Raw genomic sequence first — 21,168 nt, 5'->3', positions numbered from 1 at the left:
TCCGCAAGCTGACCAGCAAAAAGAGCGACACCGCCATGCTCAACACCGTCAGCAGGGTGCGCCGACGGTTGCGGGCCGCGTTCTTCAGCATCAGGCGGAGATAGTCCATCTCCGTTCCTCCAGCGCCACATTATCGCCCAGAATTCTGACTTCCAACTGCCAGTTTCCAGCCAAGGAAGAGCCGCAGTTGTGTTGAGGCACATTCCGGCCCGGCCACGAAGAGCAGGCTTCAATCGAGGCTTGTCCTCTAGTTGAGAACCTCAGGAGAACGGCGGTTACCCGGCCGGCGGCAGGGCGGCGAGCAACCGATAGGCAGCACGAACGAGCATCCAGAGAAGGTAGTACAACACCACCGCAATGAGAACCCCTAGCCCGCGGAGCAGGGCCGACACCGTTTGTCCGGCAAATTGAGAGGGAAGATTCAAGACGAACGCGCCGAACACGCCTGCTATCAATCCCAGAATCGCGCCCCACAACGGCAGGCGCTGCGGCACCCAGGCTTTCGGGGCAATCATCGCCCAAAGACCCCACACCAGTGGCACCATGCACCAAATGACGGGCAGCGGATAGATGCTCTGGAAGCTCAGAATGGGTATCAACAGCACGACTAGAGCCGCCAAGGCGATCGCCATGGAAGCGATGGCGCTGCCGGCAGCGAAGCGTTGAAACATCTTGACCTCCTCGCCTCCCGCAGAGCGGGACGGGCTCGGGCGCAGTGCATTGAGGAACAGGTTGGAAGGACCGCGAAGTGACTCACGGCCGGATCGAAACCGGGGCTATGCTACGCCTCATTACCGCCGGTTGGCAACGCTCCTGATCCCGCATGGCGGGACGACGCCCGGGCTGCTCCCGGGGATCAACCCTCGCTCGGGGTGCACAGGACTGTTGGGTCTGAACCCGACATGCATGACGGACTAAAGTCCGCCACTCCTGACAGGACGGCTTCGTCGGCGCCATTCGCATGCCCTGGAATTTTGCCTTATAATCGGTGGGCTTCGCCCTCGCGGCTGACATTGCTATCCGATCGCGCCCTGTCCACGCCCCTCCCGCAGCATCGGGACGGGCGAGGAGGCCAGATGATTCTTGATTCCAACCAGATCCAAAAGGTGCTGCCGCATCGCTACCCCATCCTGATGGTGGATGCGATCCTGGAGCTCGAACCACGCAAGCGCATCGTGGGCCTCAAGAATGTTTCTATCAACGAGCCGTTCTTTGTCGGCCACTTTCCCGGCGCGCCGGTGATGCCGGGCGTCATGATCCTGGAGGCGCTGGCGCAGACAGGCGGCTATCTGCTCTTGCGCGAGGTGCCCGAACGCGAAAAGAAGCTGCTCTACTTCGCCGGGATCGAACATGCCCGGTTCCGCCGGCCGGTGCGGCCCGGCGACCAGCTCCGCCTGGAAGTGGAGGTGATTGCCTGGCGCAATACCGTTTGCAAAATGAAGGGGCAAGCTTTTGTAGGAGAGGAAGTGGCAGCGGAAGCGACGCTGCTGTGCAAGATGGTGGACCGGGAATCATGAGCGAGATTCATCCCACGGCGGTCGTCTCACCCAAGGCTAGAATGGGAAATTGCTCCAAGGTGGGCCCCTATGCCGTTGTGGGCGACGGCGTGACGCTCGGCGAGGGCTCGGAGGTGATGGCCCACGCCTGCCTTCTCGGACCCGCCACCATCGGCCGGGAGAATGTGTTTTATCCCTTTTGCTCGATTGCCGGGCCGGCTCAGGATTTGAAGTATCGCGGCGAGCCGAGCACCGTCGTCATCGGCGACCACAACGTCTTCCGCGAATACGTCACCGTCAACCGGGGCACGGTCGGGGGCCAGGGAGTTACCCGCATTGGCAGCCACAATTTCCTGATGGCCTACGTTCACATCGCCCACGATTGCGTGGTCGGGGACCATACCATTTTCGGCAACGCCGCCACGCTCGCCGGACACGTCATCGTCGAAGACTACGCCAATGTCGGGGCGTTCTGCGCCATCCATCAATTCTGCCGCGTTGGAACACACGGCTTTCTTGGGGGCGGGACGATCATCACCCAGGACGTCCTGCCTTTTTCGAAGACGGTGGCGCCGCGCGATTCCCGCGTCTTCGGCCCCAACACGCCTGGTCTCGAGCGGCGCGGCTTTTCGCCCGAACGCATCCGGGCAATCCAGGCGGCTTTTCGCCTGCTTTGTCGGTCCAAGTTGAATACCTCGCAGGCAGTGGCCAAAATCCGCGAAACACTGAACCACAGCGAGGATGTCGAGGTTCTCTTGCGCTTCATTGAAAGCTCCGAGCGCGGGTTTATTCGATAGGAGATGGAGTTGCCTCAGGCGGACCAGGATCGCTGGGGATTGATCGCCGGAAACGGCCGGTTTCCGTTTCTCGTTTTGGAAGCCGCCCGCAGCCAGGGCATCGAGATGACCGTCATCGGTCTCCGCGAAGAGACATTTCCCGAGATGGAGCAGCAGGCGACGCGGCTGCACTGGGTCAGTCTGGGCGAATTGTCACGCGCCCTCGATTTCCTCCGCCAGGAAGGCATCAACAAAGTGGTGATGGCGGGCCAGGTGAAACACAAGCAAATCTTCAGTGCTATTCCCGCGGATAACCTCCTTTCCCGACTCCTCGGAAGCCTTCCGGCCAAGAGCACGGACATGCTGATCGGCGCCGTCGCGCGGATACTCCATCAAGCGGGGATCGAGGTTGTGGACTCGACACTGTTTTTGAAGCCGCTTCTCCCGGAGGCCGGGGTGCTGACCGCGCGCGCGCCGGATGCCCGTGAGATGGCCGACATCGAGTACGGCCAAGAGATTGCCTGGCAAATCGCCGGCCTCGACCTTGGCCAAACGGTGGTCGTTTGCGACCGCGCTTGTGTGGCCGTTGAGGCGATGGAGGGCACCGACGAGACGATCGAGCGCGCCGGGCGCCTGGCGCAACTCGGGCGGCTCGGGCCGGACAAAGGGGGACTGGTCGTGGTCAAGGTCAGCAAGCCCGGACAGGATATGCGCTTTGATGTGCCGGTGGTGGGCAAGCCGACCATTGAGGTGATGCAGCGCGCCCGCGCTACCGCCCTCGCCATTGACGCGCATCGAACCCTGTTGGTGGACCGCGCGGAAATGATCGCCGCGGCCAATCAGGCGGGCATTGCAATTCAGGCGTTCCCCCAGCGGGATTAGACTCGGGTGATGCTTCGGCGGCCCCGACCTCTCGGATGGATGGAAATCGGATGGTGGACAAGTCGGTTCGCGTGGGCGTAGTGGGCGTTGGTTCTTATGGCCGGAACCATGCGCGGGTGTATCGGCAATTGCCGGGCGTCGAGTTGATCGGCGTGCTCGACATTCGTCCCGACCGGGCCGAGTCGGTCGCCGGCGAGTTCCGCGTCCGCGCCTTTCATAACCTGGACGAGTTGGCGGAGAGCGTCGAGGCCGCCAGCGTCGCCATCCCGACCGCCGACCATGCCCGGGTCGGAACCGAACTCCTCGAGCGCGGGCTCGATCTGCTGGTCGAAAAGCCGATCGCGACAACGCTGGCCGAGGCCGATCAACTCATCGCTGCGGCCAGCAAGCGCAACCGTATCCTTCAGGTCGGCCATCTCGAGCGCTTCAACCCGGCCGTCTCGGCGGTGCGCCCGTTCATCACCCGGCCGCTCTTTTTTGAAGTTCACCGGTTGGGTGTATTCACCGAGCGCAGCCTGGACGTGGACGTGGTCTTTGACGTGATGATTCACGATCTGGATATCGTTCGCGCGTTCGTCAAATCCCCCGTCCGATCGGTTGATGCGGTCGGCATTCCCGTGATCACGGACAAGGTGGACATTGCCAACGTTCGCGTGGAATTCGAAAACGGCTGTGTGGCGAACTTGACAGCCAGTCGCGTCAGCACCGAGAAAGTGCGCAAGCTGCGCTTTTTCCAACCGCACGAGTACGTTTCCCTCGACTACACCCGGCACGACGTCCTGGTCATCAGCGTGGAGCACGCGGGCGCAGGCTTTCCCAAACTCCACTTCCGCAAATTGCCCACGCAGCCGGAAGAGCCGCTGAAGGCGGAGCTCGAGGCCTTTGTGAACTCGGTGCGCACCCGGACGCGGCCGGAAGTGGACGGGGTCGAGGGCCGCCAGGCGTTGGCGCTGGCCCATGAGGTGATGTCCAGCATCCGGCAACATGCCGAGCGTGTCCAGCTCGGCGCAGGGCACACCGCCGCCCGGGAGTAGGAGTCGTGGCCGAGGAACTCCCAAAGCTTCTCCTGGAACCTGCTGACGAGCGGGCCCGTCTGCGGCGACGCGAGGCGGCCATGGCCTCGTTGATCGTCCACCTGTGCGTCATCCTGTTGATCGTGTGGCAGCCGAAGTGGTTCCGGGCCATGACCGCGCCGGCCCGCCAGGCGGACCTGACCCAACGGCGCATGGTGTTCCTCTATTTGCCGCCGGACTTGGAGAGGATTGACGCGCCGCCCAAAACGCCGATTCTGTCGGACAAGAACCGTATTGCCCGCGGCCCGGCCCTGCAGGTTGACCCACGAGCGCTGCGCATTCCTGAGACTCAGGGAAACAGCAAGATTCCCGAGGTCCATGCGCCGCCAGGCACGCCCGCACCCTCGGCAGAGAATCTGCCCGCTTCTCCAGAACCACAACGCCAGCGACCCCACCTGTCCGCCCGGTTGGAAGATATTCCGGGACCGCAAGCGCCGCCCGGCTCGGGGAAATTGCCGCTTCCTTTGAGTTCGCCGGGCAAGATCATTGAGGAATCGGTGCGAGGCTCGGCGGCCGGCCGTGGCAGCGGCCTTTCCGCAGGCAATGCCTCGCCCTACTCCGACGACAATACCATCGCGAACTTCAACGCTCCGGGGCCCGCTATCCTCAGTGATACCCGGGGCGTGGACTTTGGGCCGTATCTGAACCGCATTCTTTTCACCGTGCGGCGGAATTGGTATGCCGTTATTCCGGAAGCTGCCCGGCTCGGTCAAAAAGGCAGGGTGGTGATTCGCTTCCATATTCTGCGTGATGGCAGCGTGCCACCGCCGGAGCCCCTTCTGTTCTCCACGTCCGGTGCCGATCCGCTCGACCGGGCAGCGCTCTCGGCCATTCATGCTTCGACCCCCTTTCCGCCGCTGCCCGAGGCTTTCTCGGGGCCGTACGTCCTGCTCCAGTTCACGTTTCTATATAATTTGCCGTTGGATTACGCCCAATGAAATGGGAACGCAAACAGGTTCTCGGTCTGCTCATCTTTCTGGGTCTTTTGTTTCTGCTGACGCTGGTGCGGTATCGCTACGCCTTCTGATGCCTTCCAACCATCCTTTGGTGGCCATCGTCGGACCAACGGCCAGCGGAAAATCGGCGCTTGCCATTTCTCTTGCCCGGCGCCTTGATGGGGAAGTGCTCGCTTGCGACTCCACTCAAGTCTATCGCCGCTTTGACATCGGCACGGGAAAAGTCACGCCACCGGAGCGAAGCGCCGTTCCGCACCACCTGCTCGATTTAGCGGAGCCGGAGGAGCTGTTTACTGCGGGCGAATACCGTCGCCGGGCGATTTTGGTGCTCGAAGAGCTGCGCCGGCGCGGCAAATTGGCGATTCTGACGGCCGGAACAGGGCTCTATCTGAGGGCGCTCCTGGAAGGCCTTTTTGAAGGACCGCAGCGCTCGGAAGAGTTGCGGGCACGCTTGCGCGAACGCTCTTCGCGCTTCGGATCATCTTATCTCCATCGTATCCTTAAGCGCGTTGATCCGGATTCTGCCGGCCGGATTGGTCCGCGAGACGCACCGAAGATCATCCGGGCATTGGAAGTTCGTTTTCTCGCCGGGAAGCCGATTTCCGAATTGTTCCGCAAGGGTCGCGCACGGCTCGAAGGCTTCGCGTGGCTGAAGCTTGGCCTTCTGCCAGAGCGCCAGGCTCTCTATGAGAAGATCGAGCAGCGAGTCGAGGAAATGCTGGCCGCTGGCTGGTGGGCGGAAGTGCAAGGGCTGCTCGAGCGCGGCTACTCGACCGACCTGAAGCCGTTTCAATTCATCGGCTACCGCGAGCTGGCCGATGCGCTTCAAGGCAGGCGGACGCCCAAGGAAGCCATTCGCTTGATCAAGCGCAAAAGCCGCCATTATGCCAAGCGACAAATCACCTGGTTTCGCAAGGAACCTGGAGTACACTGGATGCGCGATTTCGGGGGCAACGCCGAGACCGAGCGGCAGGCTCTCGCGCATGTCCAACGGTGGCTGGCGGCCTTGAGAGGCGAGGCGTCTCGCCGAGCGCCGTCGGAAAGCATATAATTCGCCAAGGAGAATGCGATGCCTGACTTCAGACCTGGAATAGCCCGTCGGCCGGCGGCACCCCCACCGGCCAGCACGCCGGCAGCGGAAAAAACCCAGACCAATATTCAGGACACCTTCTTGAACGCGGTGCGCAAGGAACGGCTCACTGTCACACTGGCCATGAACAACGGCGAAAAGCTTTCCGGCCGGATCAAGAGTTTTGACAAATACTCGCTGATCCTCGCCACCGACGCCGAGGAACAGCTTGTCTTCAAGCACGCCATTGCCACGGTCAGCGTTGCCCGGGCCCAGGCGGAAGCCGCGCCGGAACAGGGATGAGGAAGCCTCAGCAGGTTCAATCGGTCGAACGAGCTTACCTGGTTGCCGTAGCGCTCAAGCGTCCGGCGCGCGTCCCCGGATACAGCCGGAACCATTCGGAGTGGATGGATGAACTGGCGGAACTCACTCGCAGCGCCGGCGGGGTGGTGGTCGGCAAAAGCATCCAGTCCAAGGAAGCGTTCGATCCCGCCTATTTGATTGGTCGCGGCAAGCTCCAGGAAATCCGCGCCGAGGCGGGCGCTCTCGAGGCCGATCTGATTATCTTTGGCCAGAACCTTTCCCCCACCCAGCAGCGCAATTTGGAAAAGGAAGTGGCTTGCCGGGTCATTGATCGCACGCAGTTGATCCTGGACATTTTCGCCCGCCACGCCCGCAGCCGCGAAGGCCAGCTCCAGATCGAGTTGGCCCAGCTCAACTATCTGCTTCCCCGCCTGACCGGCCGCGGCGTGGAACTCTCGCGCCTGGGCGCCGGGATCGGCACGCGAGGCCCGGGCGAACAAAAGCTGGAAAAGGACCGGCGGCGCATCCGCGAGCGCATTCGCCGAATCAAAGCTGAGATCGAAGCGGTTCGCCGGCAAAGGGCCACTCGCCGGGCCGCCCGCCAGGCGGTGCCCCTCGGGACGGTCGCTCTGGTGGGCTATACCAACGCCGGAAAATCTACGCTCTTTAACAAGCTGACCCGCGCGGAAGTGTATATTTCCGACCAGATGTTTGCCACTCTGGACCCGACGCTGCGGCTGCTTGAGCTGCCTTCGCGGCGCCGCTTCTTGCTTTCCGATACCGTGGGATTTATTCGCGATCTCCCGCCTGGGCTGGTCGCGGCCTTCCGGGCGACGCTCGAAGAGCTTCAGGAAGCGGCCCTGCTGGTTCACGTCAGCGATCTGGCCGATCCTCATCATCCCGAGCACGAAGCGGAAGTGCAAAAGGTGCTCGGTGAGCTGGGACTTGCCGGCAAGCCTTGCCTTTCGGTTTACAACAAGATTGACCTGCTGGGCCCGGAAGAGCGGGGAGATTACGAGACGGGAAACGGCAAGGTTTACGTCTCGGCGTTAAAAGAGATCGGCCTTGAGCGGTTGCTCCAGTGCCTGGATGAGGCGCTGGTTGAGGAAAGCCCGGTGCGAATCACGCTACGGCTTCCGGCCAGTGATGGCCGGACGCTCGCGCTCCTTCACCGGTACGGTCGAGTGGTGCGGAAAGAATATCACTCGAGCGGGGTGGTGGTGGAAGCGGAGGTGTCCCCCAGGCTGGCCGAGAATCTGCGCGTTTATTCCCTCAAGTAGCCGTCGGAAGGCTGCCCGGATCCCTTTCCGATCCCGAAGCTTCGGGAGTGGAAATCATTGTGGAAAAGGAGTCTGCCATCGCCTCTCGCGTTGCGAAGAGGGAGGGGTTAACGCTTTCCGCACAACCCAAGCGCCATAGGCAAGACATTCAAAAGAAGGAGGTTAGTTCCTTGCACCGGGGGGCTAGGGGGTAAAACAGCGGGCGGTGACGCTTCTTTCGACCTCGTGAATGAACCGTGGCTTTTGCACAGGTCGCTCGCTTCCCTCTTGCGGCCAAGTTGTAGAAAGCGCAGTAAGAAGCGAGCCTCCGCAGCCGGACAAGCGATGGCGCCGGAGCCCCGTCCCGAAGCTTCGCGAGAGGGCAATTCTGTTTGACGGGGCCGCGCGCGGTTCGTTATAGTCCTTCACCGGGTGCCCCTGAGTCCGCCCCAGGCGGATTTTTCCCATCGCGGTGGTTCCGTCGAGGACAACCAGCTCCATGAACCTGCCGAACATTCTGACCATCTCCCGCATCTTCTTTGTTCCACTGCTGGTGGTCGTGTTGCTGACCAGGGTGAGCAACTTCGAGATCTGGGGAGTGATCATCATTCTGGTGGCTGCATTTACCGATTGGCTCGACGGCTACTTGGCGCGGAAGCGCGAACAGATCACGACCCTGGGCATGTTGCTCGACCCGCTGGCGGACAAGCTCTTGATCTCAGCCGCCTTCATTTCGCTGGTGGAGATGCGGCTGGTGCCGGCCTGGATGGTGGTGATCATCGTTGGCCGGGAATTCGCCGTGCTCGGTTTGCGGAACATTGCTTCCGCGGAAGGCTTTACGATTGAGGCCTCGGAGCTGGGGAAAACAAAGATGGTCTTGCAGGTGGTGGCGATCAGTCTGATTATCTTCGGCTCGAGGCATCCTGGCCTGCAGCCGGTGGGCAAGGTTGCCCTCTGGCTGGTGGTGGTGATCGCGCTCATTTCTGCGGTGCTGTATTTTAGAAAGTTTTGGCGCAAGGTGGACGTGCAGGTAAAGCAGCGCCGCGCCGGCCTGCTGATTCTCCGCCGGCGCAGCAAGAAGCAAGATGTGGCTACTCTGTAAGGACGAGTGCCGTTCCAACTATTTCGAGCCATCTGCCGTAGGTCACGTTGCAGCAATTGAAACGGGATGAGCCTTACAATGCTTAGCCTTGTTAAGTTGGAACGCCACGAGCAGCGGTATTTGCTCGACCTGGCCCGCCGGGCAATCCTGGCTGCAACGCAAGGCCAAGAACTTCCCGAAGAAGAGCCATCCTCCGACGTTCTGAAGCGGCCCTCGGGCGCGTTTGTATCTCTCCACAAGCGCGGCCAGCTGCGCGGCTGCATCGGCTACATCCTTCCCGGCAAAGCCCTGTGGCAGACGGTTCGCGACTGTGCGCTTGCCGCCGCCTTTGAGGACCCTCGCTTTGACGTCGTGCAGGCCGAGGAGTTGCGGGAGCTGGGAATCGAAATCTCCGTCCTGTCCGGATTTGAGGCGATTCGCCCGGAGGAGATTCGGGTGGGCACTCACGGCCTGCTGGTCACCCAGGGCGCTTTTCGTGGGTTGCTGCTGCCCCAGGTGGCGACGCAGTACCGCTGGAATGTGCAGCAATTTTTGGAGGAAACCTGCCTGAAGGCCGGATTGCGCCCCGACGCCTGGAAAGATTCCGCCACCCGCATCGAGGCCTTTACCGCCTTAGTGTTCTCCGAATCTCACCTGGCCGAAAGCGTTCCCCCCGCCAAGTAACGCGCCGCGACGGGCCTGACGAGCAACACGCCGCAACCGAAGACCCGGCTCTATTCCTTCCCGAGGATCTCCGAATGACCGCTCTCCGCCCTCATGAGTACGTATGTTTCGAACACAAGGCTCAGCAAGATCGCAAATAATCCTGCCCCCAAAACATAGCATGGAGGCTCCCATTTATAGACAGGTCCGATGCGCGCCTCCCAGAGCCCTCCACCCAAGAAAAGGATTGAGCCACCTGCCAGCAGGCCAAAGATCATCCACCCCATACTCTTCTGAACAGCCGATGAAGCAATCAGCAGGGCAAATGCAATATTCAAGAAACCCAATACGAACAGGTAAAACTTTGTCAGTTCATAAGCATATTTCATCCACGAGTAAGAAGCGGTCTGATCTCTCAAAGATTCGCGAAAATTTTCTGTTGTTGTAACGAAAGCAAAATCGAAAATAAATCCGGCGATGATTAAGAGAAGGCCAAAAATTGCATGTAATTTAGATAGTCTCGCTCCCATTCTTGAGTCTCCTTTGCTCAGTTGTATTTAGCTGGAGATAGGGGCACACGGGGATCGTTCGGTGGTTCGGCAGGCTCACCACAACTGGGTTCGACAAACTAAGCACGCTGTCCGGCCTGTTTATTCCAGTTCGGCGTATTCGCCGAGAAAAAGTTCGCGCAGGCTGGTGGTGATCAGCACGCTTGAGGAATTCTCTTCCGTGTGGAGGACGATCCCTTCGCCCAGGACTTCTCGCGGCACATCCTTCCAGGAATACGCTTTCGGAGCCGCCCCGAAGCCCTCGGACTTGTACGTGTCCTTGGTGGCATAGCGGAAGAACCGGAAATATTCGCCAACCTTGACGCCCTGGTTGGAGCCGGCATTGACATAGACCACGCTTCCGGTGCCAACCCCTTGCTGAAAATCGCGGGCGAGAACAATCATGGCGTCGTACTTCCCGCTCTTGGGAGCAAAGCGATCAAACGCCGCTGGGCTCTTGAACGGCGGAATGGGACGTGGCTCGAAGGGCAGCGCCAGATCGCCGCGATTCATCGGCGTACAGCTAAAAACCACTTCGGCGGTCGAGGTGCGCTCGTGGACGATGACCACCTTCACCCGCCCCAAGTCGGCATACACGGTCCCCATGGCGGCGGATAGCCCGCGCTGGTACTTGAACCAAGGAAGTTTGGTGGCGTCACGCACAGCACGGACGATGGAGAACTCCTGCCCGATGCCCACGCCCTCTGCCGAGCCCTTGTTAAGATACACAAAGTCGCGGTCAGCAAAGACGATTTTGTTCGCCGATTCCTCGCCGGTGATGAGATAGGTGTCGTTCGGCACCTGGCGGGCGGTGACAAAGCCGGCACAGTAAACGTCCGAATAGGTTGGCGCGGTGGCAGGGCCCTGAACCGTACGGTTCAGGGCAGGGCCGGCCGGAACCTCCTGCGCCAAGTGAGGAATCGCCACGATAGCAATCGCGGCGACAAGACACGTCAAGCCCAATCCAATGCGTCGCATGGGGTTCTCCTCGCTGGAGGAAGGCGTCTCAGGCAGGCCCCGAACCGTATGGTTCGGGGCAGGGCTTCAAGCAAACTAGCAAAGACCACAGGGAAAGTCAAGCTGATGCGGCCCGCGGTTGCTTGCCAGGTAACGCGCCTGGGCGCTTTTGACTCGCGTCCCGCGGGTGTGATACTAAGTGCTTTTCATTCTTGAGGTTCGATGCGAGTCCGTTCCATCCGTTCCCGCTTTGGCCCGGAACCTATATGCGTGGTGCTGGGGGCAGAGACCGCGGCGGCGTTTTCTCGCCTGCTCAAGCGAGCCGGGAAGCAAGCGAAGATTCTCGAGCTTCGGCTGGACTACCTGGCCAACTCGGAGGAAACCCTCCGTTTCCTCGACAGCCTGCGGGGCAAAAGGCGCCGGGCCAGACTCATTGCCACCTGTCGAAGCCGGCGCGCCGGCGGGCGCTTTGGCGGATCCATTCAGGCGCAACTGGCGACTCTGCAACTCGCCGCTGAATCGGGTTGTGATTGGGTGGACTTGGAGATCGAGAGCGCCATCCGCATCCCGCCGCCCGTCCTCCAGGGTGTCGTGGGCCGCGCCCATTGGATCCTCTCCTACCACAATTTCAAAGAGGTTCCCAACAACGTCGAGATGATCGCTTCCGAACTGGTCCACTTTCCCGGCCGCGACGTTGTGAAAGTGGCCGCCCGGGCAAACTCCTTCACCGACTGGATGCGCTTGCTCGATCTGGCGCGAAAGAGAATCATCACGGTTCCGATGGGCGAACCCGGGCTTCCGGGCAGGGTGCTGGCGTTGCGCGCGGGCTCTCCGCTGGCCTATGCGAGCTGGGACGAGCCTCGATTGCATCGGGGCGAGCAACCCATGGCCCCGGGGCAACTCTCCTACAGGGAAATGAGCCGCGTCTATCGCGCCCACCGGCTCGACCGGCGGACTCGCCTTTACGGCGTGATTGGCTCGCCCGGCGCGGCGGGCCATTCCCTCTCGCCCGTCATGCAGAACGCCGCCTTCCAGGCGCGGCGGATGAACGCCGCCTATTTGCCTTTTGCGGTTGACGATCTCGCTCGGTTCATCGAAGCGATTCCCCGATTGGGGTTGGCCGGGTTCAGTGTCACCATTCCTCACAAAGAGACGTTGGTGCGCTACCTGGACGATTGCGACCTGGTGGCGGCGCGCATCGGCGCGGTCAATACGGTGGTGGTGCGCGGCGGCGGACAGCTCTATGGATACAACACGGACTATGTCGGCGTGCTGCGGCCGCTCGAGCGCTTGATCACGCTCAAGAAGAGTCGCGTTTGCGTGCTGGGGGCCGGCGGAGCGGCTCGGGCGGTGGTCTGGGCGCTGAAATCGGCCGGAGTGGACGTGGCCATTGTGTCGCGCCGAGCCGAAAAGGCAAAGAAGCTGGCGCGCGCCGCCGGCGCTGCCGCCATTCCGCGCTCGGCCCTGCGACACCTCTTTTTTGACGCGATTGTGAACGCCACGCCGGTGGGGATGCATCCCGATGAGCGCGCCTGCCCGCTCGCGCGGCAAGAGTTGAATTGCCACGTCGTCTTCGATCTGGTCTATCAGCCCAGGGAAACAGCCCTTCTGCGGATGGCGCGCCGGGAAGGGAAGAAAATCGTCCCCGGCTGGGAGATGCTCGTCGAACAAGGCGCCGCTCAATTTGAGATCTGGACCGGCACGCGCGCTCCGGTGAAGGTGATGCGCAACGCAGTTCTCGAAGCGCTGCGCCGGGAAGAGACACGCCGATGACCCAGCCGGATTTTCCGACTTTCCGCCGGCTCGCCCGCCAGGTCCCGCAGAGCGGGATCGTTCCCGTTTATCGCGTCGTCACCGCCGACCTCCTGACGCCGGTTTCGGCTTACCTGCGGATGGCGGCCGACAGCAGCTATTCCTTTCTGCTGGAGAGCGTGGAGGGCGGCGAAACAGTGGGGCGCTTCTCCTTTATGGGCGCCCACCCCTTTCGCATTGTCCGCTACCGCAGCGGTCTCACCTCGGTCGAGGAAGGCCGCCAGCGCGGCCGGACTTCGAGCGACTTCCTGGCGGAATTACGCCGGATGGCGCAGGAGTACAAGCCGGTGCGCGTGCCCGGCTTGCCGCCGTTTTCCGCCGGGGCCGTCGGCTATCTTGCTTACGACATGGTCCGGCTCGTTGAGCGCATCCCGGAAAAGGGCCGCGACGACCTCGGGATGGACGACGCCGTACTCATGTTTTTTCTGCGCCTGCTGGCATTCGACCACGTCCAGCACCGGATCTTTATTATCCAGAACGTCCCGACGGGCGGTCCCGGCAACCTGCGAGAGAAATACGACGCGGCCGTTCAGGAGATAGACCGCGTGGAACGGAACCTCCAGTCCCGGCTTGCCGGGATTCAGCCGGGTGCTTCCGGGCGAGGAGCCAGACAACCGACTCGGCCTCGGGTGAGGTCCAATTTTGAAAAGGCCGCTTATCTGGAAGCGGTCCGCCGGTCGAAACGATACATCCGCGCGGGCGATATTTTTCAGGTGGTGCTGGCCCAACGCTTTGCCACAGCGCTCAAGGTCTCTCCCTTTTCTGTCTATCGCGGGCTGCGTGTCGTCAATCCCTCCCCCTACATGTATTTTCTCCGGCTGGGAGACGTTCACGTGCTGGGCTCATCGCCCGAGATGCTGGTGAAGGTGCAAAACGGCGAGGTCTGCTACCGGCCGATTGCCGGAACCCGGCCGCGGGGCAAAACGGAGGAAGAAGACCGGCGGCTTGAATGGGAGATGCTGGCCGACGCAAAAGAGCGCGCCGAGCATATCATGCTGGTGGACCTTGGCCGGAACGATCTTGGCCGGGTTTGCCAGTACGGCTCGATCCGGGTGGAAGACCTGATGGTGGTGGAGCGCTACTCGCACGTGATGCACCTGGTTTCGAGCCTCCGCGGCCGCCTGCGCTCGGACGTGGATTGTTTTGACGCGCTCATGGCCTGTTTTCCGGCGGGAACCGTCAGCGGCGCGCCCAAAGTCCGAGCCATGGAAATCATCGACGAGCTGGAGCCTACCCGCCGCGGCGTCTATGCCGGAGCGGTCCTCTACCTCGATTTCTCCGGGAACCTGGATTCGTGTATTGCGATTCGTACGATGGTTGTGAAAAACGGCGTTGGCTACATCCAGGCCGGCGGCGGCGTGGTGCATGATTCCAAACCCGAGCGCGAATACCAGGAGAGCGTGAATAAGGCCAAGGCCTTGTTTTCGGCAATCGAATTGGCAGGGAAACTTTAGCGGTCCTTCACGATGCTTCTGCTACTGGACAACTACGACAGCTTTACTTACAACCTCGCGCAATACCTGGGCGAGTTGGGCCAGGAGGTAGTTGTCCGCCGGAACGATCAGACGACAATCGAAGAGGTCGAGCAGCTCAAGCCCGAGCGCATCGTCGTCTCCCCCGGGCCATGCACGCCGCGGGAAGCGGGGATCAGCGTCGAGTTGATTCGGCGCTTTGCCGGGTGCGTGCCCCTCCTGGGTGTTTGCCTGGGCCATCAGGCGATCGGCTACGCCTTCGGCGGCCGCGTCGTGCGAGCGCCGGTCATCATGCACGGCAAAACGAGCGAGATTTTTCATGACGGCCGAACCATCTTTCGCGGCCTGCCCCAGAAATTCGTGGCCACCCGGTATCATTCCTTGATTGTCGAGCGCAAGAGCTTGCCCAAGGAGCTTGAGATTTCCGCGGAGACGCTCGACGGCACCATCATGGCCCTCCGCCACCGGCACTATGCCCTCGAAGGAGTCCAGTTCCATCCCGAATCGGTCCTCACTGACGCCGGCAAGAAGATTCTTCGGAATTTTCTTAAGCTTCGCGGGCGGCATGCATGAAGGCGGGAGGCAGCCCGCATCGTGTGCCCTGAACTTTCGGGATTTGCGTGAATCCGCGGCGGTCGCCCTGTTCCCTTTGGCCTCCTGCGCGGTGCTCTGCCGCAAGCAGCAAGAATAGCGCCAGCCGGGATCAGAAATTAGAAAAAAGAGATCAGAAAGCAGATGACAGGGCCTTGCAAGAGCCTGCAGTTCCCGATTTCTATTTTCTGTTTTCTGTTTTCCCTTCGTTGGTGAAGGCGATGAGCTGGTCGAGCTTCGCCCGGGCAGCGCCGGAGTCGATCGAGGCGCGCGCCACTGCCACGCCCTCGAGGAAATCTCCCGCCCGGCCGGCGGCTACCAGGGCCGCGCTGGCATTCATCAGGACAAGGTCGCGGCGCGGTCCTTTCTCCCCGCTCAGGATGGCGCGAATAATGCGCGCATTTTCGGCGGTGTCTCCGCCCCGCAGTGCTTCCCCGGGGGCGCGCCGCAGCCCGAAATCTTCCGGCTGGGTTCGAAAACTCCGGATCGTGCTGTTCGAAACCTCGCTCACCTGGGTTTCGGCGGTGATCGTCAATTCGTCCAACCCGTCGGCGCCATGGACGACAAAGGCGCGGCGGATGCCCAGGCGATTGAGGGCAGCGGCCACTAGCTCCGTCCAGGGGGCTTGCGAAACACCAATCAATTGCGCTGAGGCGTTCGCCGGGTTGGTGAGCGGCCCGAGCAGATTGAAAACAGTGCGCAGGCGAAGATCGCGACGAGCGCGTTGCGCGTGGTGCATCGCCGTATGGATGGCGGGGGCAAAGAGAAAACCGAAACCGACTTGCTCGATGGATTCCGCCGCTCGTTCGGCAGCGAGGTCGAGGCGCACCCCCAGCGCCTCCAGCACGTCAGCCGAACCGCACCGCGAGGAAATGGAACGGTTGCCGTGCTTGGCTACGCGCACGCCCGCGCCGCTCACCACCAGGGCGGCGGCGGTCGAGACGTTGAACGTCCCGGCACCGTCACCCCCCGTTCCGCAGGTGTCCACCAGGGCTTCTTCCCCCGGGCTCGCGCCGGGAAGGGAGATAGGTTTGGCGTGCGCCCGCATCGCCCTCGCCATGCCGACCAGCTCATCCACCGTCTCGCCCTTCATGCGCAGCGCCGTCAGGAAGGCTCCAATTTGCGCGTCGCTCGCCGAGCCGGAAAAGATTTCTTCCATCACCCGGCGGGATTCTTCTTCGCCGAGCGAATGTCGCTCCACCAGCCGCTCGATCGCCTGCACAATCACGCTAGCTCATCAAAGAGGAAAGTCTGCGAGCAGAGAAATCAGAAAATAGAAATTAGAAAATAGGGCGCGACCTCTTTTCTGTTTTCTCTTTTCTTTCTCAGAATGAGTCCCGCAGGGTAAATTCTTGCTTTTCTTTCTTCCTTTGCTATACTCGACGGGCTGAACGGGCCATTTTAGCACACTCACCGTCTCGATCCCGACGCCTCGGGATTCGGGACTCCGGGCGCCCCGCAAAACGTTTGCTATGAAAATCCACGAATACCAGGCCAAGGAGATATTGTCTCGCTATGGCGTGCCGATTCCGCAGGGCGAGATGATCTATACCAAGGAGGAAGCGGAAGCCGTTGCCAGGCGACTGGGCGGCACGGTGGTCGTCAAGGCGCAAATCCATGCCGGTGGCCGGGGCAAGGCCGGCGGAGTGAAACTGGCCCGAACGCCGGAAGAGGCGCGCGACATTGCCGGCCGCATGCTTGGGATGAAGCTGGTCACCGCTCAGACCGGCCCGGAAGGCCGCCAGGTTCGCCGGGTGCTCGTCGAGCAGGGATTGAACATCAAGCAAGAGCTTTACCTGGGCGTCGTGATTGACCGCGCCATCGCCCGGTCGGTCTTCATGGCGAGCGCTGCCGGCGGCGTGGAAATCGAGGAAGTGGCCCGAACCCAACCGGAAGCCATCCTCAAGGAAGCGATCGATCCAGCGTTGGGCCTGCAAAGCTATCAGGCGCGCAAGATCGCCTTTGGCCTCGGCCTCGCGCCCGAACTCGCGAGGCAAGCGGTGCCGTTCATCCAGGCAATCGCTCGCACGTTTGAAGCGACGGATGCCTCGCTCGTGGAGATCAACCCGTGCGTCGTGACGGAGGAGGGCAAAATCCTGGCGCTCGACGCCAAAATGAACTTCGACGATAACGCGCTCTACCGCCACAAGGACATCCGCGAGCTGCGCGACCTGGACGAAGAAGATGCGCTCGAGACCGAAGCGAGCAAATACGGGCTTAATTACATCAAGCTCGACGGCAACGTCGGCTGCATGGTGAACGGCGCCGGGCTGGCCATGGCCACGATGGACATCATCAAGCTGGCGGGGGGAGCGCCGGCGAATTTCCTCGACGTGGGCGGCGGGGCTTCCGCCGAACAGGTGAAGCACGCCTTCCAGATTCTGATGGCTGATCCTAATGTCCGCGGTGTCTTTATCAACATCTTTGGCGGAATCCTGCGTTGCGATGTTCTGGCCACCGGCGTGGTCGAGGCAGCGCGAGAGCTTCAGGTAAAAGTTCCCATCGTGGTTCGGATGGAGGGAACCAACGTCGAAAAGGGTCAGGAAATCCTGCGAACTTCGGGTCTAAATTTCACCGTTGCCACGGGAATGAAAGACGGAGCGGAAAAAGTTGTGCGCCTGGCCGGGGGTGCCCGGTGAGCGTTCTCGTGGATGAAACAACACGCGTGATTATTCAAGGTCTGACCGGCCGCGAAGGATCGTTCCATGCCGAGCAAATGATTGCCTATGGAACGAAGGTTGTCGCCGGAGTTACGCCGGGCAAGGGCGGGACCAAGCACCTGGATGTCCCTGTTTTTGACACAGTCGCCAAGGCAGCGCGCGAGACCGGCGCGAATGCTTCGGTGATCTTTGTTCCGCCGGCTTATGCGGCTGATGCGGTGCTCGAAGCGGCTGATGCTGGGCTCGATGTGGTCGTTTGCGTGACGGAAGGCATACCGACCCTGGATATGATTCGCGTCTGGCGCGTGCTCGAAGGCCGCAAGACGCGGCTTATCGGGCCGAACTGCCCTGGGATCATCTCGCCCGGCAAGTGCAAGATGGGGATCATGCCCGGGTTCATTCACCGGCCAGGAAACGTCGGCGTGGTGAGCCGCTCGGGGACGCTGACCTATGAGGCGGTGGCGCAGTTGACGGCGCTCGGCATCGGGCAGTCCACCTGCATCGGCATTGGCGGCGACCCGATCGTCGGAACCACCTTTGTGGATGCCGTGCGGCTGTTCCACGAAGACCCCGAAACCAGCGCCATCGTGCTGATCGGCGAAATCGGCGGGAACGCCGAAGAGCAGGCGGCGGAATTCATCCGGGCGAGCGTGAAAAAGTCCGTGATCGCATTTGTGGCGGGCCAGACCGCTCCGCCCGGACGCCGCATGGGACATGCCGGGGCTATCATCTCGGGCGGCCGCGGAACTGCGGCCGAGAAAATGGCTGCGCTCAAGGCGGCGGGCATTTGCGTTGTGGCCAGCCCGGCTGAGGTCGGGGCAACGGTGGCTGAAATGTTGAAAAAGGAAGTAGGGAAGTCGGAAGTCAGAGGTCAGAAATAGGAACTTGGGGCATACGTTGCCTATTCGAACGTATCGCGACCTCGAAGTTTTCCAGGAAGCGTACTCGGCGGCCCTGAAAGTTTCTCGATTGACGAAGAGCTTTCCGCAGTTTGAGCAGTTGGAAATCGGCAGGCAGTTACGCAAAGCAGTGCGGTCTGTTCCCGCTAACATTGTCGAAGGATGGGCCAAGCGGGCATCCGCTTCCGAATTCAAGCGGTATTTGCAGGTGGCCATTGGCTCGTGCGCTGAAACGCGCATGTGGTTGGAGATGAGTAAGGACGAAGGCTATCTTTGCGAGAAAGACTACGCGGAACTAAACCTGCTGTATGAGCGTATTGGAGCGAGGCTAGCTCGTCTCTGGAAACAATGGACGAGCTATCCCCGGTAGGAAGATTTTTCCGATTTCGTCACTTCCTACTTCCGACTTCCTACTTCGATGACGTAAAAGGGGTGAGACCTGAATGCTGGTTGAGCGGACGTTGGCGATTGTAAAGCCGGATGCGGTCCGCAAGAAGCTCGTCGGTGAGATCATCAGCCGGCTGGAACGAGCCGGCTTCACCATTGTTGCCATGAAGATGGTTCATCTCACCAAGGCGGAAGCCGAAGGTTTCTACGCTGTCCACCGCGGCAAAGGATTCTTTCCGAGCCTGACGGAATTCATGAGCTCGGGCGAGTGCGTGCCGATGATCCTCGAAGCGGAAAACGCCATCAACAAACTGCGCGACTTGATGGGCGCGACCGATCCCGCCCAAGCTGCCCCAGGCACCATTCGCAAGAAATTCGCCGACTCCATCGGTGAAAATATCATTCACGGCTCCGACGGGCCGGAAACCGCCGCGTTTGAAATCGGATATTTCTTCTCCGGCCAGCAACTGCTCTAATTCTTAGCCGGGCGCCTATGCCGGCGTTGATGTCGTTCTGAGACCCGACTTTGTCGGAGCTCAGCATGAGAGTTCCGCCGGAAGACAGCAGGATGCGGTTGCATTGCTTCGAGCCGCTTGCTGCCTCCATGTCAGGTAGAATGATGCCCCATGGAACTCTTGCGTGCCCTCGGCAAAACGGTTTTCTGGTTCGGGCTGTTGTTTGTTGCCATTGGCGTATTGCTGATGGCGGCACCCAAGCTGCCGCTTGGCCGGCTGGGCCGCTTGCCCGGCGACATCGTTGTCCAGCGGAAGAATTTCACCGTCTATCTTCCCCTGGCAACCTCGCTCCTCCTGAGCGTTGCCCTGACACTTTTGTTTTGGGTCTTGTCCCTGTTTAGCGGCAAGAAATGAGCCAGTATTCGCTCAACCTCAACCTGGCACCCTCGCGGAAAATCTATTCCGTGAGCGAGCTGAATGCTCGCATTCGAGATCTCCTCGAATCGGAGTTCCAGGACATCTGGGTCGAAGGCGAGATTTCCAATTTTCGGGCGGCGCCGTCGGGTCACTATTACTTCAGCCTGAAAGACGAGCGCGCGCAAATCAAGTGCGTCTGCTTCAAAAACAATGTCCGCTATCTGCGTTTTCGGCCCGAAGACGGCTTGCAAGTCACCGCCCGCGGGCAGGTGAGCATCTACGAGGCGCGCGGCGAGTATCAGCTCTACGTCGAATATCTCGAGCCCGTCGGTTATGGCGCGCTGCAGTTGGCTTTTGAACAGCTCAAGGCACAGCTTGCCGAAGAAGGGCTGTTTGACCCGGCGCGCAAGAAGCCGCTGCCCAGGCTGCCGCGGAGAATCGGCCTGATCACTTCGCCGCGCGGCGCGGTTATTCAGGACATGATTCAAATCCTGGAGCGACGTTTTTCGAACATGCCGCTGCTGCTCTACCCGGTGAGCGTGCAAGGCGAGGGGTCAGCCGGCGAGATCGCGGGAGCGCTCGGGTATTTCAACCGCAGCCGCGAGGTGGACGTCATCATCCTCGCCCGCGGCGGCGGCTCGATCGAAGACCTCTGGTCGTTCAACGAGGAGAAAGTTGCCCGGGCCATCTACGCCTCAAAGATTCCGGTCATTGCGGCGGTTGGCCACGAGACCGACTTTACGATTGCCGACTTTGTCGCCGACGTGCGCGCACCGACGCCGTCGGCGGCCGCTGAGCTGGTGGTGGAAAGCAAGGAACAACTTCGGGCGGAAATCGCCGGCCTTGAGAAAAGCCTGCTGGCGGCGACGCGCCATCGCTTGCTCGAGTGGCGCCAGCAAGTCCAGGCCCTGGCCACCCACCGGGGATTTCGCCTGCTCGAAACCTTCGTCCGCGATTCAAGCCAGCGGTTCGATGATCTGTTGGCGCGGCTCAGCGCTTCCCTGGTGGAACGCGTGCGCGATGAACGACAGCGCCTGGAGGTAGCCGGGGCGCGGCTCGCCGCCTTTGACTGGCGCGGCTGGCTGGAACGGCTTCACCTGCGGCTGGAGCGGCGGCGCAACGATGTCATTCGCTTCACAGAGGTCCGACTGTTGCGCGTGCGGCGGGAGCTGGAAACGGCGCAAATGGCTCTTGACGAGCGGAACCCGCTGCGCATCCTCGAACGCGGCTATGCTGTCTGCTACGATGCTACCGGCAACGTCGTGCGCGCGTCGGCCGACGTGACGCTGGGATCGGAAATTTCCGTTCGGCTCGCTCGGGGTAAATTAGGCGCCCGTGTCGAACGCAAAGAATAACCGGTAGCCACCATCCCCGCCCTGACCAATCGGGGCTCGCGCGGGAGGACAACATGG

Annotated in this window: 23 protein-coding genes; 19 read left to right on the top strand and 4 right to left on the bottom strand. The window is 61.3% G+C overall.

What is annotated here, in order from left to right:
• Positions 1–275: 275 nt before the first annotated feature.
• Positions 276–671, bottom strand: coding sequence for a hypothetical protein (locus VIH17_12620; protein ID HEY4684073.1), 396 nt, complete (start codon positions 669–671; stop codon positions 276–278).
• A gap of 405 nt (positions 672–1,076) precedes the next feature.
• Here VIH17_12620 and fabZ point away from each other — a divergent pair, with 405 nt between their 5' ends.
• The 10 genes from fabZ (at position 1,077) to amrA (ending at position 9,579) form a co-directional block, all read left to right on the top strand.
• Complete coding sequence (gene fabZ, locus VIH17_12615; protein ID HEY4684072.1) at positions 1,077–1,517, top strand: 3-hydroxyacyl-ACP dehydratase FabZ; 441 nt, start codon at positions 1,077–1,079, stop codon at positions 1,515–1,517.
• Positions 1,514–2,293 (top strand): acyl-ACP--UDP-N-acetylglucosamine O-acyltransferase, encoded by a 780-nt coding sequence (gene lpxA / locus VIH17_12610; protein HEY4684071.1) that lies wholly within the window; start codon positions 1,514–1,516, stop codon positions 2,291–2,293. The genes fabZ and lpxA overlap by 4 nt, the downstream gene beginning before the upstream one ends.
• Before the next feature lie 9 nt (positions 2,294–2,302).
• Positions 2,303–3,154, top strand: a complete 852-nt coding sequence (lpxI, locus tag VIH17_12605) for a UDP-2,3-diacylglucosamine diphosphatase LpxI (protein HEY4684070.1) — start codon at positions 2,303–2,305, stop codon at positions 3,152–3,154.
• A gap of 50 nt (positions 3,155–3,204) precedes the next feature.
• The gene (locus VIH17_12600; protein ID HEY4684069.1) at positions 3,205–4,188 is read left to right on the top strand and encodes a Gfo/Idh/MocA family oxidoreductase; all 984 of its coding nucleotides are present in this window, start codon (positions 3,205–3,207) and stop codon (positions 4,186–4,188) included.
• Positions 4,189–4,193: 5 nt separating this feature from the next.
• Positions 4,194–5,165: a TonB family protein gene (locus VIH17_12595; GenBank protein ID HEY4684068.1), complete on the top strand. Its 972-nt coding sequence runs from the start codon at positions 4,194–4,196 to the stop codon at positions 5,163–5,165.
• Positions 5,166–5,274: 109 nt separating this feature from the next.
• Entirely contained in the window at positions 5,275–6,234 is a 960-nt protein-coding gene (miaA, locus tag VIH17_12590; GenBank protein ID HEY4684067.1) for a tRNA (adenosine(37)-N6)-dimethylallyltransferase MiaA, read from the top strand.
• 18 nt (positions 6,235–6,252) lie between these two features.
• A complete protein-coding gene (gene hfq / locus VIH17_12585; protein ID HEY4684066.1) occupies positions 6,253–6,555 on the top strand; it encodes an RNA chaperone Hfq in 303 nt (100 codons plus the stop codon).
• On the top strand, positions 6,552–7,835 hold the full coding sequence (gene hflX, locus VIH17_12580) for a GTPase HflX (GenBank protein HEY4684065.1): 1,284 nt from the start codon (positions 6,552–6,554) through the stop codon (positions 7,833–7,835). Before hfq ends, hflX begins: the two co-directional genes overlap by 4 nt.
• Before the next feature lie 478 nt (positions 7,836–8,313).
• Entirely contained in the window at positions 8,314–8,916 is a 603-nt protein-coding gene (gene pgsA / locus VIH17_12575; GenBank protein HEY4684064.1) for a CDP-diacylglycerol--glycerol-3-phosphate 3-phosphatidyltransferase, read from the top strand.
• A gap of 78 nt (positions 8,917–8,994) precedes the next feature.
• Entirely contained in the window at positions 8,995–9,579 is a 585-nt protein-coding gene (amrA, locus tag VIH17_12570) for an AmmeMemoRadiSam system protein A (protein ID HEY4684063.1), read from the top strand.
• 50 nt (positions 9,580–9,629) lie between these two features.
• Here the strand turns inward: amrA and VIH17_12565 are convergent, their stop codons facing one another.
• Both VIH17_12565 and VIH17_12560 read right to left on the bottom strand, forming a co-directional pair.
• The gene (locus VIH17_12565) at positions 9,630–10,088 is read right to left on the bottom strand and encodes a hypothetical protein (GenBank protein HEY4684062.1); all 459 of its coding nucleotides are present in this window, start codon (positions 10,086–10,088) and stop codon (positions 9,630–9,632) included.
• Positions 10,089–10,208: 120 nt separating this feature from the next.
• A complete protein-coding gene (locus VIH17_12560) occupies positions 10,209–11,084 on the bottom strand; it encodes a hypothetical protein (protein ID HEY4684061.1) in 876 nt (291 codons plus the stop codon).
• 201 nt (positions 11,085–11,285) lie between these two features.
• Here VIH17_12560 and VIH17_12555 point away from each other — a divergent pair, with 201 nt between their 5' ends.
• The 3 genes from VIH17_12555 to VIH17_12545 are packed head-to-tail and all read left to right on the top strand — an operon-like array spanning position 11,286 to position 14,920.
• Positions 11,286–12,836, top strand: coding sequence for a shikimate dehydrogenase (locus VIH17_12555; GenBank protein HEY4684060.1), 1,551 nt, complete (start codon positions 11,286–11,288; stop codon positions 12,834–12,836).
• Positions 12,833–14,329: an anthranilate synthase component I gene (gene trpE / locus VIH17_12550; GenBank protein ID HEY4684059.1), complete on the top strand. Its 1,497-nt coding sequence runs from the start codon at positions 12,833–12,835 to the stop codon at positions 14,327–14,329. Before VIH17_12555 ends, trpE begins: the two co-directional genes overlap by 4 nt.
• A gap of 12 nt (positions 14,330–14,341) precedes the next feature.
• Entirely contained in the window at positions 14,342–14,920 is a 579-nt protein-coding gene (locus tag VIH17_12545) for an aminodeoxychorismate/anthranilate synthase component II (GenBank protein HEY4684058.1), read from the top strand.
• A gap of 199 nt (positions 14,921–15,119) precedes the next feature.
• On the opposite strand, the gene trpD is transcribed toward VIH17_12545, so the two are convergent.
• The gene (gene trpD, locus VIH17_12540; protein ID HEY4684057.1) at positions 15,120–16,166 is read right to left on the bottom strand and encodes an anthranilate phosphoribosyltransferase; all 1,047 of its coding nucleotides are present in this window, start codon (positions 16,164–16,166) and stop codon (positions 15,120–15,122) included.
• 244 nt (positions 16,167–16,410) lie between these two features.
• Between trpD and sucC the strand changes: the two genes are divergently transcribed.
• The 6 genes from sucC to xseA all read left to right on the top strand — a co-directional run bounded on the left by sucC (position 16,411) and on the right by xseA (position 21,111).
• Positions 16,411–17,577 carry an ADP-forming succinate--CoA ligase subunit beta gene (gene sucC / locus VIH17_12535; protein ID HEY4684056.1) on the top strand — a complete coding sequence of 389 codons (1,167 nt, stop codon included), beginning with the start codon at positions 16,411–16,413 and terminating at the stop codon, positions 17,575–17,577.
• A gap of 8 nt (positions 17,578–17,585) precedes the next feature.
• Positions 17,586–18,479 carry a succinate--CoA ligase subunit alpha gene (sucD, locus tag VIH17_12530; protein ID HEY4684055.1) on the top strand — a complete coding sequence of 298 codons (894 nt, stop codon included), beginning with the start codon at positions 17,586–17,588 and terminating at the stop codon, positions 18,477–18,479.
• 16 nt (positions 18,480–18,495) lie between these two features.
• A complete protein-coding gene (locus VIH17_12525) occupies positions 18,496–18,867 on the top strand; it encodes a four helix bundle protein (protein ID HEY4684054.1) in 372 nt (123 codons plus the stop codon).
• A gap of 73 nt (positions 18,868–18,940) precedes the next feature.
• A complete protein-coding gene (gene ndk / locus VIH17_12520) occupies positions 18,941–19,360 on the top strand; it encodes a nucleoside-diphosphate kinase (protein HEY4684053.1) in 420 nt (139 codons plus the stop codon).
• A gap of 150 nt (positions 19,361–19,510) precedes the next feature.
• Positions 19,511–19,753 (top strand): DUF2905 domain-containing protein, encoded by a 243-nt coding sequence (locus VIH17_12515; GenBank protein ID HEY4684052.1) that lies wholly within the window; start codon positions 19,511–19,513, stop codon positions 19,751–19,753.
• On the top strand, positions 19,750–21,111 hold the full coding sequence (gene xseA, locus VIH17_12510; protein ID HEY4684051.1) for an exodeoxyribonuclease VII large subunit: 1,362 nt from the start codon (positions 19,750–19,752) through the stop codon (positions 21,109–21,111). The genes VIH17_12515 and xseA overlap by 4 nt, the downstream gene beginning before the upstream one ends.
• The last annotated feature ends 57 nt before the right edge of the window (positions 21,112–21,168 follow it).

Source organism: Candidatus Acidiferrales bacterium (assembly GCA_036514995.1).
Taxonomy (GTDB): domain Bacteria; phylum Acidobacteriota; class Terriglobia; order Acidiferrales; family DATBWB01; genus DATBWB01.
This window is presented reverse-complemented; position numbering and strand designations above follow the sequence as displayed.